Source organism: Gemmatimonadales bacterium, assembly GCA_019637315.1.
Lineage (GTDB): Bacteria > Gemmatimonadota > Gemmatimonadetes > Gemmatimonadales > GWC2-71-9 > SHZU01.
On sequence record JAHBVU010000007.1, the window covers coordinates 160,501 to 177,281 of the forward strand.

General features: G+C 64.8%; 12 protein-coding genes. 8 read left to right on the plus strand and 4 right to left on the minus strand.

Going from position 1 to position 16,781, the window contains the following annotated elements:
* Positions 1 to 12 precede the first annotated feature (12 nt).
* Together KF785_08800 and KF785_08805 are read right to left on the minus strand one after the other, a co-directional pair.
* Entirely contained in the window at positions 13 to 621 is a 609-nt protein-coding gene (locus KF785_08800; protein ID MBX3146859.1) for a TetR family transcriptional regulator, read from the minus strand.
* 116 nt (positions 622 to 737) lie between these two features.
* Positions 738 to 2,537 carry a CocE/NonD family hydrolase gene (locus KF785_08805; protein MBX3146860.1) on the minus strand — a complete coding sequence of 600 codons (1,800 nt, stop codon included), beginning with the start codon at positions 2,535 to 2,537 and terminating at the stop codon, positions 738 to 740.
* Between the two features lie 301 nt (positions 2,538 to 2,838).
* On the opposite strand from KF785_08805, the gene KF785_08810 reads away from it, so the two are divergent.
* The 4 genes from KF785_08810 to KF785_08825 all read left to right on the plus strand — a co-directional run bounded on the left by KF785_08810 (position 2,839) and on the right by KF785_08825 (position 7,515).
* Positions 2,839 to 4,701, plus strand: a complete 1,863-nt coding sequence (locus KF785_08810) for a 2-oxoacid:acceptor oxidoreductase subunit alpha (GenBank protein MBX3146861.1) — start codon at positions 2,839 to 2,841, stop codon at positions 4,699 to 4,701.
* Positions 4,698 to 5,702: a 2-oxoacid:ferredoxin oxidoreductase subunit beta gene (locus KF785_08815; GenBank protein MBX3146862.1), complete on the plus strand. Its 1,005-nt coding sequence runs from the start codon at positions 4,698 to 4,700 to the stop codon at positions 5,700 to 5,702. The genes KF785_08810 and KF785_08815 overlap by 4 nt, the downstream gene beginning before the upstream one ends.
* A gap of 188 nt (positions 5,703 to 5,890) precedes the next feature.
* Entirely contained in the window at positions 5,891 to 7,087 is a 1,197-nt protein-coding gene (locus tag KF785_08820) for an amidohydrolase family protein (protein ID MBX3146863.1), read from the plus strand.
* A 5-nt stretch (positions 7,088 to 7,092) separates the two neighbouring features.
* Positions 7,093 to 7,515, plus strand: a complete 423-nt coding sequence (locus KF785_08825; protein ID MBX3146864.1) for a secondary thiamine-phosphate synthase enzyme YjbQ — start codon at positions 7,093 to 7,095, stop codon at positions 7,513 to 7,515.
* An 80-nt stretch (positions 7,516 to 7,595) separates the two neighbouring features.
* On the opposite strand, the gene KF785_08830 is transcribed toward KF785_08825, so the two are convergent.
* Positions 7,596 to 8,330 (minus strand): rhomboid family intramembrane serine protease, encoded by a 735-nt coding sequence (locus KF785_08830; protein ID MBX3146865.1) that lies wholly within the window; start codon positions 8,328 to 8,330, stop codon positions 7,596 to 7,598.
* 111 nt (positions 8,331 to 8,441) lie between these two features.
* On the opposite strand from KF785_08830, the gene KF785_08835 reads away from it, so the two are divergent.
* The 4 genes from KF785_08835 to KF785_08850 all read left to right on the plus strand — a co-directional run bounded on the left by KF785_08835 (position 8,442) and on the right by KF785_08850 (position 14,845).
* Positions 8,442 to 9,368 carry a proline dehydrogenase family protein gene (locus KF785_08835; GenBank protein MBX3146866.1) on the plus strand — a complete coding sequence of 309 codons (927 nt, stop codon included), beginning with the start codon at positions 8,442 to 8,444 and terminating at the stop codon, positions 9,366 to 9,368.
* Positions 9,365 to 9,886, plus strand: coding sequence for a DinB family protein (locus tag KF785_08840; GenBank protein ID MBX3146867.1), 522 nt, complete (start codon positions 9,365 to 9,367; stop codon positions 9,884 to 9,886). The genes KF785_08835 and KF785_08840 overlap by 4 nt, the downstream gene beginning before the upstream one ends.
* Before the next feature lie 390 nt (positions 9,887 to 10,276).
* Complete coding sequence (locus KF785_08845) at positions 10,277 to 13,390, plus strand: SusC/RagA family TonB-linked outer membrane protein (GenBank protein ID MBX3146868.1); 3,114 nt, start codon at positions 10,277 to 10,279, stop codon at positions 13,388 to 13,390.
* Between the two features lie 27 nt (positions 13,391 to 13,417).
* Positions 13,418 to 14,845 (plus strand): hypothetical protein, encoded by a 1,428-nt coding sequence (locus KF785_08850; protein ID MBX3146869.1) that lies wholly within the window; start codon positions 13,418 to 13,420, stop codon positions 14,843 to 14,845.
* 120 nt (positions 14,846 to 14,965) lie between these two features.
* Here the strand turns inward: KF785_08850 and KF785_08855 are convergent, their stop codons facing one another.
* On the minus strand, positions 14,966 to 16,609 hold the full coding sequence (locus KF785_08855) for a peptide chain release factor 3 (protein MBX3146870.1): 1,644 nt from the start codon (positions 16,607 to 16,609) through the stop codon (positions 14,966 to 14,968).
* Positions 16,610 to 16,781: the final 172 nt, after the last annotated feature.

Sequence of the window (16,781 nt, forward strand, 5' to 3'; positions counted from 1 at the left end):
ATCCCCCGAGGATCAGGGCTTGGGCCGCAGAATACCGTCGAGCACACGGTCCGCGAACGCATCTGCGATTTCCGCCGGGCTCAGCGAGCCCGATGCGGAGTACCATTGAGGCACCCAGTTGACCGCGCCAAGAATGAACAGTCGGGTCAGCCGCACGTCGAGGCCAGATCTCAGCTGATCGGTTTCGAGCGCGCGACGGATCAGACCGTCCCACAGCGCATCGTAGCGGTCACGCAGGCGCGTCATCCGCTCCCGGGCCTCACCCTCGAGCTGCCGGGTCTCGTAGAGCAGCACGTAGGTGCCGTGATCATTGCCAACCAGCCGCGCGATGTGGGCACGAAGCGCCTGGCGAATGGCTGCAATCGGATCGTCCGTCGTCGCCATAGCTTCACGAAACCCGGACTCCATGATGGCAATGCCGCGCTCCATCAGCGCAAGCAGCACAGCCTCCTTAGTCCGGAAGCGATAGTGAAGGCTGCCGGGCCAGACACTCGCCGCTTCCGCGATGTCGCGGATCGTGGTCGCGGAGTAGCCCTTGCGGCGGAACAGACGTCCCGCCGCATCGAGCATAGCTTCGACCGGATCAGATCCTATGCGGGGTGCCGGGGCGGGTTTGGTCATTCGGCCAATCTCGAAAGATGGACGGAGCCTGTCAACGTTCTCCGCTACGGATTCCCCCGCGTCACGGCGTTCGGTCGCTGGCTCGGATACCACATCCGAGCCGCATCGACCGAGGGCTACTGCGCGCGACTGGGCGCTGCGATGGGAAGGTCCAGGCGACTCGGGAAACGGTCGCCGTGATGCAGATTGACCCGCGCCGTTCTCGCAACTGATCCCGATTCGCGAGCCACGACGCCGCCCGAGTTGTAGTTCTTCTCGAAACGGATGGAATTGAGCGCACCAACCACGAGACGAAGTCGACTTCCCTGCTTGATCCTTCTGGCAAAGAAGTCGAAGTCATCCAGCACGAACGGCGTGACCTCCCCGGGCGTCATCAGCCGCTCACGTTCGAGGCTTTCGCGATACCGGGCCCGCTGGAGCTGCCGGGTCAGGTAGATGGCCTTGCCATCCGAGGTCACCTCGTACAACGTCGCGTGAAAGTCCGTATCGGGAACATCCATCGAGAGCCAGATGGTCAGCTTGACGTAACCGGCCAGGTCCACCGCGTTTGTCAGGGGAGCCGTCTGATAGATGACGCCGGCACCGAACAGATCGAGCGAATCGGCAGAGCTCAGGTAGCCCCCGCTGCTGCGAAGCTCATGCGCCCCGGGACGCGTATCCAGAGGATCATAGGTCCACCAGTCGGGTGGCACCTGCGTTCCGGATCGCGTGCTGGTCAAAGCGCCCGCGGATGCAACCGTTGCCGGATTGCCACCCGGCGAGGCGAGAAAGTATTGCTGCCTCGAAGCAGTGACCGACTCGAGAGCGTCCGCGTAACGCCATTCCTCGGCCCCCATGAGGTAGTAGGCGACCCGGTTCTTGAGGAAAGCCGGCTTAGCCTTACCCTTGAGGACCCAGTCGTACCACTCCGTATGAACCGAACCGAGATCGAGAACACTGGCCGGCGCGAAGGAGAGCCCGCCGATATCAGCGCGCGGCCAAAACGTCGCAAAGTGATCCCAGGGGCCAATGATGAGGTAATGGTTGGCCTTCGCGCCCGCATTGCCGAACTCCATATGCCGCTTGTAGTGCCGCATGGCGGCGCGCTGTTCACTGTCGAAGTGACCGCTGACCGTCAGGATGGGAATGTCGATCTTCGGGTAGTCAGCCTGACTGACGGCCGTCTGCTCGACGAAGTCGCCGTGCATCGGATGCCTGATCCACTCCTGCAAGTCGGTGGTCTGATTCCCAGCGACACTGTCGAGCACGGCAAACGGCAGGTGATTCGAGTACCAAGTCCAGAGGACCTGCCTCCAATAGTCCTCATCGCCATTGAGCTGCGGGTTGAGTGACCGTCCACTGACACCGGTCAGCCAACGAATGGCATAGGTCGAGAAGATGTTATATGGATTGAGCGACGTGTAGGAAAAGTACCCAGCGGCGGTCGGCACGATCGTCGCCAGGTGAGGAGGGAACTCCTTCAGCGTCGTCCACTGAGTAAATCCCAGATACGAGAGGCCGGCCATGGCGACCTTCCCGTTCGACCAGGGCTGACGGGCAAGCCACTCCGTGATGTCGTAACCGACCGGGCCGTCCTGCAGAAAGGGCTTCCAATTGCCCCCGGTGTGGCCTCGACCGCGTGTGTCGGCGGTCACGAAGACGTAGCCACGCTGCGCGAAGTACTTGGCCGTGAGATGATAGGCATCGGCCATGTAGGGCGTCAACGCGAAGACGACAGGGAGCGGCTCGCGCTGATGTGCCGGCCGATAGACGCTCACCACGGCCTCGACACCGTCCCGGAGCGGTACCCGGAGGCCCCACTCGACCCGAATCTCCTTCGGATCGGGCGGAGCGGGCCAGGTGTTACGCTGGGCCCCAAGCGCATCCGCCCCTCCGGTGAGCGAGACTACAACTGCCGCAACAAGGAACCGGAGCATTGCCCTATTCCACCAAGCAGAGATCGTTGTCGGTTGAGGACTGGCGACATGACTTGCGCGCAAACAACTGGCCTGCGGCGTCGCAGACCGGCGCAGCCGGGTCGGAAGCACCTTCGGAACTACTTTCAAGGTGGTCGCTCGACCAATCTCAGAAGCGGTCATCAATCTGTCAATGGAAGTTACGCGATCGAACGGCTATGTCCCGAAGCACCCGCGCGGCGTCGCCCACAGCGAAAGGGGGTCCCTCTATTGACAGGGTAACGTCACGTTAGATTGATGGACCAGAGGAGAATCCCTTCCCATGACCAGCAACGGCAGTCCCGTCCGCGAGGTCCGCGAAACGGCCGTGATCCGATTCGCCGGCGACTCGGGCGACGGCATGCAGCTCACCGGGTCGCAGTTCACGGTCGAATCGGCCCTCGCCGGCGTCGACCTCGCGACCTTCCCCGACTTCCCCGCCGAGATCCGCGCGCCGGCCGGAACGACGTTCGGGGTTTCCGCCTTCCAGATTCATTTCGGCTCGGTCGACATCGTGACCGCCGGCGACGAGCTCGACGTGCTGGTCGCAATGAACCCGGCCGCGCTGACCACCAACCTGCGCGACTTGCGTCTGGGGGGGCTGATTCTGGCCGACAGTTCGGCCTTTACCGCGCGGAACCTCGAGAAGGCGAACTACGCCGCCAATCCGCTGGAGGATGGCAGCCTTGCCCCCTATCAGCTGCTGTCGCTCGACGTAACTCGGCTGACCCAGTTGGCGGTGGCCGACAGCGGCATCTCGTCGAAGGAGGCGCTTCGGTGCCGGAACATGTGGGCCCTGGGCCTGATGCTCTGGATGTACGACCGCGAGCGCAGCGCAACCCAGGCCTGGCTCCGCCAGAAGTTCGCGAAACGCCCGGACCTGGTGCAGGCCAACATCGCAGCGCTCGATGCCGGCCACGCCTACGGCGAAACGGCAGAGCTCGGCCGCACGGTCAGCGGCTACACCGTTCGACGGGCCGATCTGGCGCCAGGGCGCTACCGAACCGTCACCGGTACCGACGCGCTCGCCTGGGGCTTGATTGCCGGGCTCCGGGCAACCGGGCTGCCGCGGCTCGTCTTCGGGTCGTACCCGATCACGCCGGCATCGCCCCTGCTCCACGCCCTGGCCAAGCTCCGGAACTTCGGGGTGGTGACCTTCCAGGCCGAAGACGAGATCGCTGCCGTCTGCTCAGCCATCGGAGCGAGCTACGCCGGCGCACTGGGTGTTACCTCGAGCTCGGGCCCGGGTATCGCCCTCAAAACCGAGGCAATCGGTCTGGCCATCAGCGCCGAGCTGCCGCTCGTCGTGGTCAACTCGCAGCGGGGCGGACCATCGACTGGTTTGCCCACCAAAACCGAGCAGAGTGACCTCTTCCAGGCCGTCTACGGTCGCAACGGCGATGCGCCGCTTCCGGTAATCTCGACCGCAACGCCTTCCGACTGCTTCGAAGTCGCCATGGAGGCGGTTCGGCTCGCCACCAAGTACATGACGCCGGTGATGCTGCTGACCGATGGGTACCTCGCCAACGCGGCAGAGCCGTGGCGACTCCCGGACGTTGCCAGCCTGCCGACCTTCCCGGTCACGCGTCGCACCGACCCCGCCGGGTTCCATCCGTTCGTGCGCGATCCGGAGACCCTGGCACGCGTCTGGGCGGTGCCCGGTACGCCGGGACTCGAGCACCGGATCGGCGGGCTCGAGAAGAGCGCCACGTCCGGCCACATTTCGTACGACGCGGACAATCACCAGCGGATGACCGACCTCCGCGCCGGCAAGATCAACGGCATCGCCCGGGACATTCCGCCGCAGGACGTGGCACTCGGCGAAGCGACGGGCGACCTCGCGGTCGTCGGTTGGGGCTCGACCTGGGGGCCGATCAATCAGGCCGTCGCGCGCGCTCGGCGCGAGGGGCTGTCGGTCAGCCACATCCATATCCGCTACCTGCATCCCTTCCCGCCGAATCTCGGCGAGCTGCTGCGCGGCTTCCGAAGGATCCTGGTGCCGGAAATGAACACCGGGCAGCTCGTCACGATGCTGCGCAGTACCTATCTGGTGCCTGCCGAGGGCCTCAACAAGGTGACGGGCAAGCCCTTTCTGATCAGCGAACTCACGACCGCCATTCGCGGTCGGCTGGAGGCAACCGTATGACCACGACGCCACTGACGGTCAAGGACTATGCCTCGAACCAGGAAGTGCGCTGGTGCCCGGGCTGCGGTGACTATGCCATTCTCAAAGCGGTCACCAAGACGCTGGCAGACCTGCAGCTCCCGCGGGAACAGACGGTCTTCGTCTCGGGCATTGGCTGCGCATCGCGCTTCCCCTACTACGTGTCCACTTACGGGTTCCATACCATCCATGGGCGCGCACCGGCCATCGCCACGGGCATCAAGCTCGCCAATCCCTCGCTCGACATCTGGGTCGTGATGGGCGACGGCGACAGCCTGTCGATCGGCGGCAATCACACCATGCACGTGCTGCGTCGCAACGTCGATCTCACGCTGCTGCTCTTCAACAATGAGATATACGGCCTCACCAAAGGCCAGGCGTCGCCAACCTCCCGGCGCGGAACCCGTTCACCGTCGACGCCGCGCGGTTCGATCGACACGCCAATTGCCCCGGGCGCGTTTGCTCTGGGCGCGGGAGCACGTTTCTTCGCACGCGGGGTGGACGTCCAGCAAGCTCAACTGGTCGACGTGATGACCCGGGCGCATGCGCACCGCGGCGCCGCGCTGGTCGAGATCTTTCAGAACTGCGTCGTCTTCAATGATGGCGTCTTCGATGAGTTCACCGCCCGCCCCGTGGTCGACGACAATCAGCTCTACGTGAAGCACGGGCAGCCACTCCGTTTCGGGAAGGGTGGCGTGCGCGGCCTTCGGGTCCGACCGGGCACGCTATTGCTCGAAGTCGTAACGCCAGGCGAGGACGGCGTTACCGATGACGACATCCTGGTGCACGACGAGAAGGATCTGACGCTGGCCGGGATGCTGGTCCAGCTCAAGCCGCCGATCTTCCCGGTTGCCGTCGGCGTGATCTACGACCACCCGGCGCGCACCTACGAAGCGGACCTGATGGCCGAAGTCGAGAGCGAACTCGCTCGCGGTCAGGACTTCGCCGCGCTCCTGGCCAGCGGCCAGACCTGGGAACGCTGACGCAGCGCGCGACCCTCTGCCCATCCGCGACGCTCAGGCCTACATTGCGACTACCTGACGAGGGGCCCGGCGTTGTACCCATGCCAACCGGCTGACGGTCAACGCCTGCTGCACGCCGTAACCGCCCCGCCCGAACCCGATGCGTGCCGCCTGGAACAGACGGCGCGTATCCGATCGATGAGCCAACCATGAAGATTCGTACCGCAACCCTGGCACTCGCCCTTCTGCCCGCCCTCCTTACTGCCCAGCGCCCGGGGGGCGCAGCACAATCGACCCAGATCAAGCCGGGCGAGTCCTGTCCACCGGGTATGACGGAAATCCGGCCGCGCAACTGCCAGGCGCCGACGCTCGAACCGCCCAGCATTCTGGACTACCGGCCACGCTCCACCCTGATTGCTCCGGAGCATCCGATTCCGCGGGCCAAGTATCCGGTCATCGACTACCACGGCCACCCGGGCGCACTGCTCAATTCCGCCGAGGGGCTCGAGCAGCTCCGGGCCGCCATGGACGGCCTCAACATTCGAGTCATGGTATCCGCGAGCAACGCATCGGGAGAAGCGCTTGCTCGGCAAGTTGCGCTCGTCAAGGCAAGCCCAGCCATGGCCGACCGGGTCCGCATCCTGGCCGGGATCGACTTCCGCAACGTGGGACCCGGATGGGCCGAACGTGCCGTCAAGCAGCTGGAGGCGGATGTCGCAGCCGGTGCCGTCGGTATCGGCGAGATCAGCAAGTCGTTGGGGCTGTCGATCCGGAAGGCCGACGGCAGTCGATTGCAGATCGACGACCCCGACCTCGATCCGGTCTGGGCGGCCGCGGCGCGGCTCCGGTTGCCGGTCTTCATCCACACCGCCGATCCATCGGAGTTCTGGCAGCCGCTCGACTACAACAACGAGCGGTGGCTCGAGCTGGCCCTCTTTCCCAACCGGCGCTACCCGGCCGATCAGTTTCCGAGCTTCGAGCAATTGGCCGCGGAACGCGACAATCTGATTCGGCGGAACCCCAAAACCACCTTTGTCGTCGCACATCTCGGCTGGCACGCCGCGGACCTGGGCCGCCTTGCCAAGCTGATGGACAGCTTTCCCAACATGTATACGGAAGTCGGCGCCGTGCTGTATGACATCGGACGCCAGCCGCGCGCCGCCCACGATTTCTTTGTGCGGTTCCAGGACCGGATCCTGTTCGGCAAGGATTCGTTCCAGCCGGAGGAGTACCCCTACTTCTGGCGCGTCTTCGAAACGCGAGACGACTACTTCAGTTACTACCGCGACTATCACGCAACCTGGAAGCTCTACGGCATCGACCTCCCCGACGAGGTCTTGAAAAAGGTCTACTACGCCAACGCCTTGCGCATTACCGCCGGGCTGCCGCAGCGCGGCTGGCCCTGACCGCGATGGCAAGCCATACGCATTACCTCTGGTTCACGACCAGGAAGCGCCAGGAGATCATTGATATCACGGGTGAAGTCGAGACGCAGTTGCGGGCCAGCGGCATTCAGGAGGGGTATGCGCTGGTCTCTGCCATGCACATCAGCGCGTCGGTCTTCGTCAACGATCACGAGTCAGGCTTGTGGCACGACATCCTGCACTGGCTCGAACATACCGTGGCGCCCTGGGATCCCGACCGCTATCGCCACAACGAAACCGGCGAAGACAACGCTGCGGCGCACCTGCGCAGCCTGACCATCGGGCACGAGGTCATCGTGCCGGTCACGGAGGGCAAACTCGACCTGGGCCCCTGGCAGCGAGTGTTCTACGGCGAGTGGGACGGCCAGCGACGGAAGCGGGTCATCATCAAGATCCTGGGGGAGCGATAGCCGCACACTCCCGACATGCGAAGCAACTAGGTCGAGCAGCCCGGATCGGCAGCTGTCTCGAGACCGAACGGCCCCGTAGTTCATGCCGGCATGCGGTACGAACGCCGCACCGCAAGCAGCTTCGGGTCTCGAAACAGGAACACGAGGACCATCCCCGCGACGAACCCGCCCGCATGCGCCCAGAAGGCAACCCCGCCCCCCTCGCGCGCCAGCGCCGGGATTCCCCCGACCAGCTGGAGCAGAAACCAATAACCCAGCATAAAGACCGCAGGGACCGCCACCCGGGTAATGAAGATGCCCAGGAATACCAGCATATGAACCCGGACCCGCGGGTAGAGAACGATATACGCTCCCATGACCCCGCTGATCGCCCCTGAGGCGCCAACCATGGGAATCACGCTTCCCGGATTGACCCCGATCTGCGCCGCCGCTGCCGCCGCCCCGGTTGCCAGGTAGAACAGCAGGAACCGGGCACGTCCCATCGAGTCTTCGACATTGTTGCCGAATACCCAGAGGAACCACATGTTGCCGAGCAGGTGAAACCAGCCGCCGTGCAGGAACATCGAAGAGAGCACCGTTATCCAGCCGACGCCGTCGGTCTCGCAGCTCCATGCGCCCATCGGAATGGGTACTCCCGCGGGCACCCGCCCGAGCACCTCACCGGGAATCAGACCCAGTTCGCAGACCGAGGCAGACAAGGCCGGCTCACTGCCCAAGCCCTGCAGCAGGAACCACGAGGCGAGGTTGAGCCCGATCAGCAGATAGGTGACCACCGGGGTCCGCAGCGTCGGGTTCTCGTCCTTATATGGGAACATTCACGGAATCTACGAGGTTCCGGACCCGGCCGCGATCAGCATTGGTGCGGCACCGTTTAGATTTCGCCTCGGATTCGCATTCCGTTCCCCGATATGCCGACCCGAGGCGCCATGTCGATCGCCCGTTCGTTGTTGCTCAAAGCCGCCGACAGTCCCTGGCTGGCTGCCCAAATGTCCAAACGGCGGTTCTCGCAGCGCGCCATCCGGAAGTTCATGCCCGGCGAAACGATGGAGGATGCGCTCCAGGCGGCGGCCGTGCTCGCCACGCAGGGCCAGGGCTCGCTCCTGACGCAACTCGGCGAGGCCATGACGAGTCTCGACGCGGCAGCCGCCGTGCGGGACCACTATCTCCAGCTCTTCGATGAGATCGCCAAGCGAGGGATCCCGGCGTGGGTCTCGATCAAGCCAACTCAGCTCGGAATCGACCAGTCCCTGGCAACCTGCCGGGATCACTTACTGCAGCTCGGCGAGGCGGCGGCGGCCAGCCGCTCCTCGCTCTGGATCGACATGGAAGATCACAGCTACGTCGATCGCACCATCGAACTCTATGCCGAGGTACGGCAGCATCACGAGCGGACCGGCTTGGCCATCCAGGCATACCTGTATCGGACGCCCAAGGACATCGAGGCCCTGTTGCCGCTCAAGCCGTGGATTCGACTCGTGAAGGGCGCCTACCGGGAACCCGCCACGGTGGCCTTTCCCGCCAAGCGAGACGTCGATGCTGCCTACTATGACCTGGCCGTCCGGCTGCTCGAGGCCGCGCGCGCCCAGGGGGCACTCGCCGTGTTCGGAACTCATGACGTTCCGCTGGTCGAACGCCTGCGCGCCAAGGCCAAGCAGCTGGGCGTCAGCCGGGCCGACTATGAGATCCACATGCTCTATGGCATCAAGGTCTCCGATCAGGCTCGCCTGACCCGCGAAGGCGAAACGATCAAGACCCTGGTGAGTTACGGACACGCCTGGTTCAAGTGGTACATGCGGCGGCTGGCCGAGCGACCGGCCAACGTCTGGTTCGCCCTCAAGAGTATCATCGCGTGACGGCTCCCGAGCCCTGGCTGAGAGGGCCGATTCCCGGGGTCCCCGCACTGCTGCAGCCGGCGGCTCACGCCTTCGTCATGGCTCGTGAGGACGTGGACAAGGCAACCTTTGGACTAGACCAATCTTGTACCTGGCTTACCCCTGGCGGCTCGCCGTCGATCGGCTTCCATATCGCCCACCTGTCGGGCAGCACCGATCGGCTGCTCACCTACGCGCGGGGTGAAGGATTGTCCGACACCCAGCGAGGTGCGCTCCTGGCCGAGTCGACGCTGGCCACGTCCCAACCCAGCCTCGACTTGCTCCGCAGCGCCTGGCATGCAACTGTCGAGGCGGCGCTCCGCCAGCTGGCAAGCACCGACCCCGGATCCCTGCTGGACCCGCGTGAGGTGGGTCGAGCCAAACTGCCCTCGAACGTGATCGGTCTGCTCTTCCACGCTGCGGAGCACGCATCCCGGCACGTCGGGCAGATCATCACCCTGGCACGAGTCGTTCGGACAACGACAACGCCGCCTGCCTGAGGGGCGCTACGCTAGCAGCGAACGATGGACCCTTGCGCTGTGTCAGCCAAGGTCCTACGTTTGCTCCCCATGCCGATCATCGGAAGCGGAACGCGTACTCTCACTCTGCAGAAATCGCAGGGAATGATGCGTTGTTGTCCCATGCCCGCGCCACCTAACTGACGGCTAGCACACCATACACAGCTTCACCGCTGTCGATATGCCCGCGAGCCGTCATGGCGCGGGCCTTTTTTGTGTTCATCTTGCATAGCAGGTCACCGAGAAGAAAGGATCCAATTGGAAAGCGATGGTTCGACATTCACTCCCACTGAGTACCACACCGCTAGCTCCGTCTTGTGCAGAGCTAGGTGGGCTACTCGTCATCATATCGTCACCAACGGACATTCAGGTATGACTCAATTTCGACAGGCCGGTCGCGGTGCCTCCGCGTTCCGCGCCGCAGGTCGACCGGGCCGGATTGCCGCGCTCCTGGTCGGCCTCCTCGCGTTCAGCGGTACGGCCGCTGCGCAATCCACCGGAACGCTTCGTGGTCGCGTCATCGAACGCGGCAACGACGCCCCCATCCCGGGCGTTCAGATCCAGGTCACCGCAGGCACCACCCGTGTCTCGGCGCTGACCTCTCAGGATGGTCGCTACTCTCTCGCGGTGCCGAGTGGAGCGATCTCGGTTCGGGCCGTGCGGATCGGCTACGCACCGGTGACGCAGACCGGCAACGTGGCCGCCGGCGGTGAAGTCGTCCTCGACTTCACACTCGAGCCAACCGTCGTCCAGCTCGAAGAGGTCGTCACCACGGCCACCGGCGAGCAGTCTCGCCGCGAAGTGGGCAACGTGGTCGCGACGCTCAAGGTCGACTCGCTGGTCAGCCGCAGCCCGGTCACCAGCGTGGCCGACGTCCTCAACGCCCGAACCGCCGGCGTCCAGGTCGTCCAGGGGGCCGGTCAAACCGGTTCATCGCCCTCGATCCGGATCCGTGGCTCGAGCTCGCTCTCGCTCACCAACGAACCGCTCTTCATCGTGGATGGCGTCCGGATGGACAACTCGCCGCAGCCCGGCGGCACCACCATCTCGTCGCAGCGGGTCAACCGGCTCGCGACCTTCAACCCGGACGAGATCGAGTCGCTCGACGTCATCAAGGGTCCGTCGGCCGCCGCGCTGTACGGTACCGCTGCTGCCAACGGCGTCATCGTGATCAAGACCAAGCGCGGACGCGCCGGGCGGACCCAGTGGTCCACCTACGCCGAAGCGGGTCGGGTATCGCAGCCGGCCCAGTTTTTCGACAACTACCGCAGCTGGGGCCGCAACATCGTGGGCGGCGTGCCGCAGCCGGCGGCCATTCAGTGCCGGATTTCGCAGCAGGCGCTCGGCAACTGCGTCATCGACAGCCTGACCACCTTCAATCCGTTGATGAACAAGGAAACCACGCCGTTCAGCACCCAGCCGCGGACCATGTTTGGTGCGCAGGCCTCGGGCGGCAGCGACCGGTTCCGGTTCTTCATCAGCGCCGAGCGTGAGGACGAAACCGGCCCGTACGAAATGCCGGAAGCCGAAATCACGCGCCTGACCGCGATCCGCGGCAAGGCCCCGATCGACGAGCATGTTCACCCGAACAAGCTCGGCCAGACCAGCTTGCGCGGCAATTTCTCCGTGGGCCTGACCCCGACACTCGACCTGACGGTGTCGACCGGCTACCTGAACCGTCAGCTGCGGACCCCGTTCGACGGGGGCTACTTCGCCGGCCTGTCGTTCCAGACCTATTTCGCTCCGGGCTTCCGCACCGCGTTCAACGGCGCCTCGGCACAGCACATCGGCGACATTATGTCGGTCGAGCAGTGGATGCGCGATCAGCGGCTCACCACCAGCAGCACGCTCAACTGGACCCCGAACTCCTGGCTCAGTGGCCGCGCCGTCATCGGCATGGACCAGACCCAGGGCTACGGCTACCGGTTTGCCCGCTTCGGCGAAGGCACCATCACCGGGTGGGGCCCGCCCGGACAGACCGGCGGCAAAGACGTGAACCGCAACACCTACAGCCGGTACTCGGTCGACCTGGGTGGCTCCGCCGCCTGGAGCGTCAACTCCTCGATCTCGGCCAAGACAGCCGTTGGCGTGCAGTGGTTCAAGGACACACAGTACCAGACTCTCGCACGCGGCTACTCGCTGCCACCGGGCGCTACGACGCCGAACGCGGCCTCGATTCAGACCTCCGGTGAGTTCACCGAAGAGAACGCCACCTACGGCGGTTACATCGAGCAGACCTTCGGACTCAAGGACCGCCTCTACCTGACCGGCGGCGTCCGGACCGACCAGAACAGCGCGTTCGGTTCCAATATCGGTAACACGATCTACCCGCGGGCTGCGCTGTCGTACGTGATCAGCGATGAGTCCTGGTTCCCGGAAATCACCGATGGCGGCAACATCCGCCTGCGCGCCGCCTTCGGCCGCGCCGGGGTGCAGCCGACCACGATTGCGGCACTGCAGTTCCTCAACGCCTTCACGGTTCCGATCGACGGCGTCGAGACTCCGGGTCTCCGCATCGCGGCACTCGGCAACGCCGACCTCAAGCCGGAAGTCACCACGGAAATCGAAGCCGGTATCGACGCTGGGTTGTTCAACGAGCGGATCCTGCTCGAGTTCACCTACTTCACCAAGACCAGCAAAGACGCGCTCGTGCAGCAGCCGCTGCCGCCCTCATTCGGCGCTGGTGCAACCCAGTGGCAGAACCTCGCCAAGGTGCGCAACCGCGGCTTCGAGGTCTCGCTCAATGCCGACGTGATCCGCGCCAAGCCGGTCTCGTGGAACGTCAACGTCACGGCATCGTCGATCAAGAACCTCCTGGTCGACGCTGGTGGCGCCGCCCTCGCGGAAACGCAGGGTCAGCGGAACGCTGTGGGCTATCCGCTCTTCGGCCTCTGGGATCGTCCGATCCTGGGCTGGAACGACACCAACGGCGATGGCATCCTGGTCGACAGCGAGATTCAGGTCGGCACCACCGCAGTGTACCGCGGTCCGACCCTGCCGACGCGCGAAGGCGCCGTCACCAGCACCATTGGTCTCTTCGACCAGAAGGTTCGGCTGGTCGGTCTCGTCGACTATCGCGGCGGTCACTACAACCAGTGGGGCTTCGAGAACCAGCGGTGCGCCAGCGGTAACTGCCGGGCCGTCAACGACCCGTCGACGCCGCTGGCCGATCAGGCCGCTGCGCTGGCCCGCAACAGCGGGGCTTTCGGTAACTCGACCTGGGGGTACTTCGTCGAGAACGACTTCATTCGTCTCCGCGAACTCTCGGTCTCGGTCGACGTTCCGACTTCCGTGACCCGGAAGATCGGCTTCGGGACCGCCAACGTCGTGCTGAGCGGCCGCAACCTCGGCACGCTGTGGACCAAGTACCCGGGCATCGACCCCGAAACCAACGCCATCGTCCAGAACACCGGTGGCGGCAACAACGACTATTACGCGCCGCCGCCGGCTCGCTACTGGCTGCTCCGCGTCAACCTGGGCTTCTAAGCGATGTCCAGAACCGAGAAGACTTCGATGACTTCGACCGCGCCAGAAGGGGCCGGTACCATGCGAACCTATCGTAAATTGAGCACCCCGCTTGCCGGGTTGCTGACCGCATCTGTGCTCGTGACGGGCGGCTGCAGCCGGGAGGATCTCCTCTCGGTCAACACACCTGATCAGCTGCAGGTGGTCGAGGGCAACAGCCCGGCCGGCGCGACCGCGCTCCGGGCGGCGGCCGTCGGCAACTTCAACAACTTCTACAGCGGCACGACGCTGATGGGCGTCGTGCTGTACGTCGGCGTCCTGAGCGACGAGTTGATCAACGCCCGTCCGGGCGGCGAGCACCTCGACATTCGGGCCTTCAATCCCAACGTCTTCCCCAACCGACCGTGGGAGAACTTCTCCAACGCCTACACCCAGATCATCCGAGCCACCGGCGCGCTGCAGGAGTACGGCGCCCCAGGCGCGACCCGCAACACCCAGATCGGCAACCTGCTGGCGTTGCGCGGTTTCGCCACCACCCTGGTTGGTGAGCTGTTCTGCAACGGCGTTCCGCTGTCCGACGTGGCCGATGTTCGGGGCGAACAGCCCACGACCACGACCGTAACGACGACGCAGCTGTACGAGCAGTCCATCCGTGCTTTCGACAGCGCTCTGGCGGTTCTCGGTACCACGGGCGCCGACGTGAACCAGCGCTACCTGGCCCGGATCGGGAAAGCCCGCGCGCTCGTCAACCTGAACCGGCAGGCAGAGGCAGCCACTGTCGTCGGAGCCGGCGGCGACGGAGCAGGATCGATCGCGGTACCCTCGAACTTCGTCTTCCGAAGCAGCCACTCGCAGACTTCGAACGCCCATGGCGTTTACGACTGGATGGTCGGCACAGCGAACTTCGGGCCGTCCGAGCGCGAGGGCGGCAACGGCCTCAATTTCCGTAGCGCCGACGATCCGCGGGTCGTGATCGGATCCACCTTCCGACTCGGTCAGGACGGATCGACCCAGGTCTACACCATCGCCGGCTATCCGAACGGCAACGCAAGTAGCGACATCGCGACGGGCGTCGAAGCTCGGCTGATCGAAGCCGAAGCGGCGCTCAAGGCCGGTCAGGTTGGCGCATTCCTCGCTGCGCTCAACGCGCCCCGCGCCGACGCGGCCGTCCGGGCCAGTCGGCTCGTACCGATCTCGACGGACCCGGCCGTACTCCCGCCGCTTACCGACCCGGGAACCCCTGAGGGCCGGGTCGACCTGCTCTTCCGCGAACGGGCCTTCTGGTTGTATCTGACGGCCCACCGCGTTGGCGACCTCCGCCGCCTGGTGCGCCAGTATGGGCGCAACTCCGAAACCGTCTGGCCGACGGGCGCCTACTTCAAGGGCGGCGTCTATGGCACGGATCAGAACCTGATCCCGATGGGTACGGAGCTGACCAACCCGAATTGGACTGCCTGCACGGATCGGAACGCCTGATCTGACCTCTGTGATGCAGCGCCCTTCACCCGGCGCTGTATGGACGGCAGGAAACGGCCCCGCCCGCGATTCCGATCGCTGGCGGGGCCGTTTGCTTTCGCTCTGCTACTTGCTGCAGGTCTAGGGAGCCACGTCGTGGAAGGTGAGCTCCTTCTCGTGCTCCAGTGCACCTCGCAGATTCCACTGATCCTGAAACAGCAGCACCGGGGCACCTTTGGCATCGTACACGAGGTAGCGACCCCGTTGATGTCCGGCCCGAATAATGGCATCCTCAGGCCCGGTCACCCACCGGGGATGCCCCAGGCTCAGCGGCTCCAGTCGACATGGCGCGCTGTACTCGTGCGCCAGCCGATGCACCATCACGTCGAACTGCAGCCGACCAACCGCGCCGAGGATCGGAGCCGAGCCCGAGCGCTCATCCGCGTAGAACACCTGAGCCGCACCCTCCTCCGACAGATCCCGCAACCCGGAGTCGAGCTGCTTCCGCTTGAGCGGATCGGCCGGGAGCACGCGGGCAAAGTGCTCGGGCGGAAACCGCGGGATCCCGTCATACCGCAGCGCCGGGTTCTCCGCCAGGGTATCCCCGATGCGCAGCGTGCCGCGGTCCATGATACCAACGACATCGCCTGACCAGGCCTCTTCGACCTGGCTTCGTTCGCGCGCCAGAAACTGCTGCGGAGCTGCCAGCTTGAAACGGCGCCCGGTCCGCACGTGCACGACGTCCTTCCCCGCTTCGAAGCGGCCCGAACAGATCCGCAGAAACGCAATCCGGTCGCGATGTTTGGGATCCATGTTAGCCTGGATCTTGAAGACAAACCCGGAAAAATCCGGCGCATTCGGCATGATCGTACCGATCGAAGACTCTCGTGGACCCGGGGCCGGTGCCATGCTCAGGTAGTCGGCCAGAAACGGCTCGACCCCGAAGTTGGTGAGCGCACTGCCGAAATACACCGGGGAAAGCTCCCCTGAATGAACCTGATCCAGGTCGAACGGATGGCCCGCCTCGTCCAGCAGTGCGATTTCGTCACGAAGCGCAGCATGCCCGCTCGGTCCGATGATCTCGGTCAGAGCCGGATCGTCGAGCGCGAGGGTCGACGCCTCGGTACGTGAGGCGCCGTGATCACCAGCACGCTCGAACAACAGCACCAGGCCAGACCGCCGCTCGTAGACGCCGGCCAGGCCGAGCGGACCGTACACCGGCCACGTCATGGGGCGGCAGACGAGCCCAAGGTCGCGTTCGACATCGCCAATCAGGGTCAGGGGGTCGGTGCCGGCCCGATCACACTTGTTGACGAACGTGACAATCGGCATTCGCCGGCGTCGACAGACATCGAACAACTGTCGCGTCCGCTCTTCGACGCCTTTGCGATTGTCCAGCAGCATGACGGCACTGTCAGCCGCCATCAGCGTCCGGTAGGTGTCTTCCGAGAAGTCCTGGTGACCCGGGGTATCGAGCAGGTTGAGACGCACACCCTCATAATCGAACTGCATGACGCTCGACGTGACCGAAATTCCGCGCTCCCGCTCGAGTTCCATCCAGTCCGAGGTGGCATGGCGTGATTGCCGCCGCGCCTTGACGGTTCCGGCCAGATGAATCGCGCCACCGTACAACAGTAGTTTTTCCGTCAGCGTGGTCTTGCCGGCGTCCGGATGACTGATAATCGCAAAGGTCCGGCGGCGGGCCACCTCGAAATCGAGGCGCCGATCCGCGGAACCTGCTTCAGGCGACGTCAGAGGCGGGGCCAAACGCTCCGCATCGGGTATGGTCACGACAACTCCAGTGTAAACGCGCCCATCGCGCTCGGGCCCAAGATAACGCCCCCCCGCGGGAACGCGCCGACGGCTGACAGTGACCCAGTTCAGGGCGATATTGGAAGGGCTGGCAGGATGATCGGTCGGCAAAGTGTGCCCCACCGGGCCGGCCCGGCGTCACCAA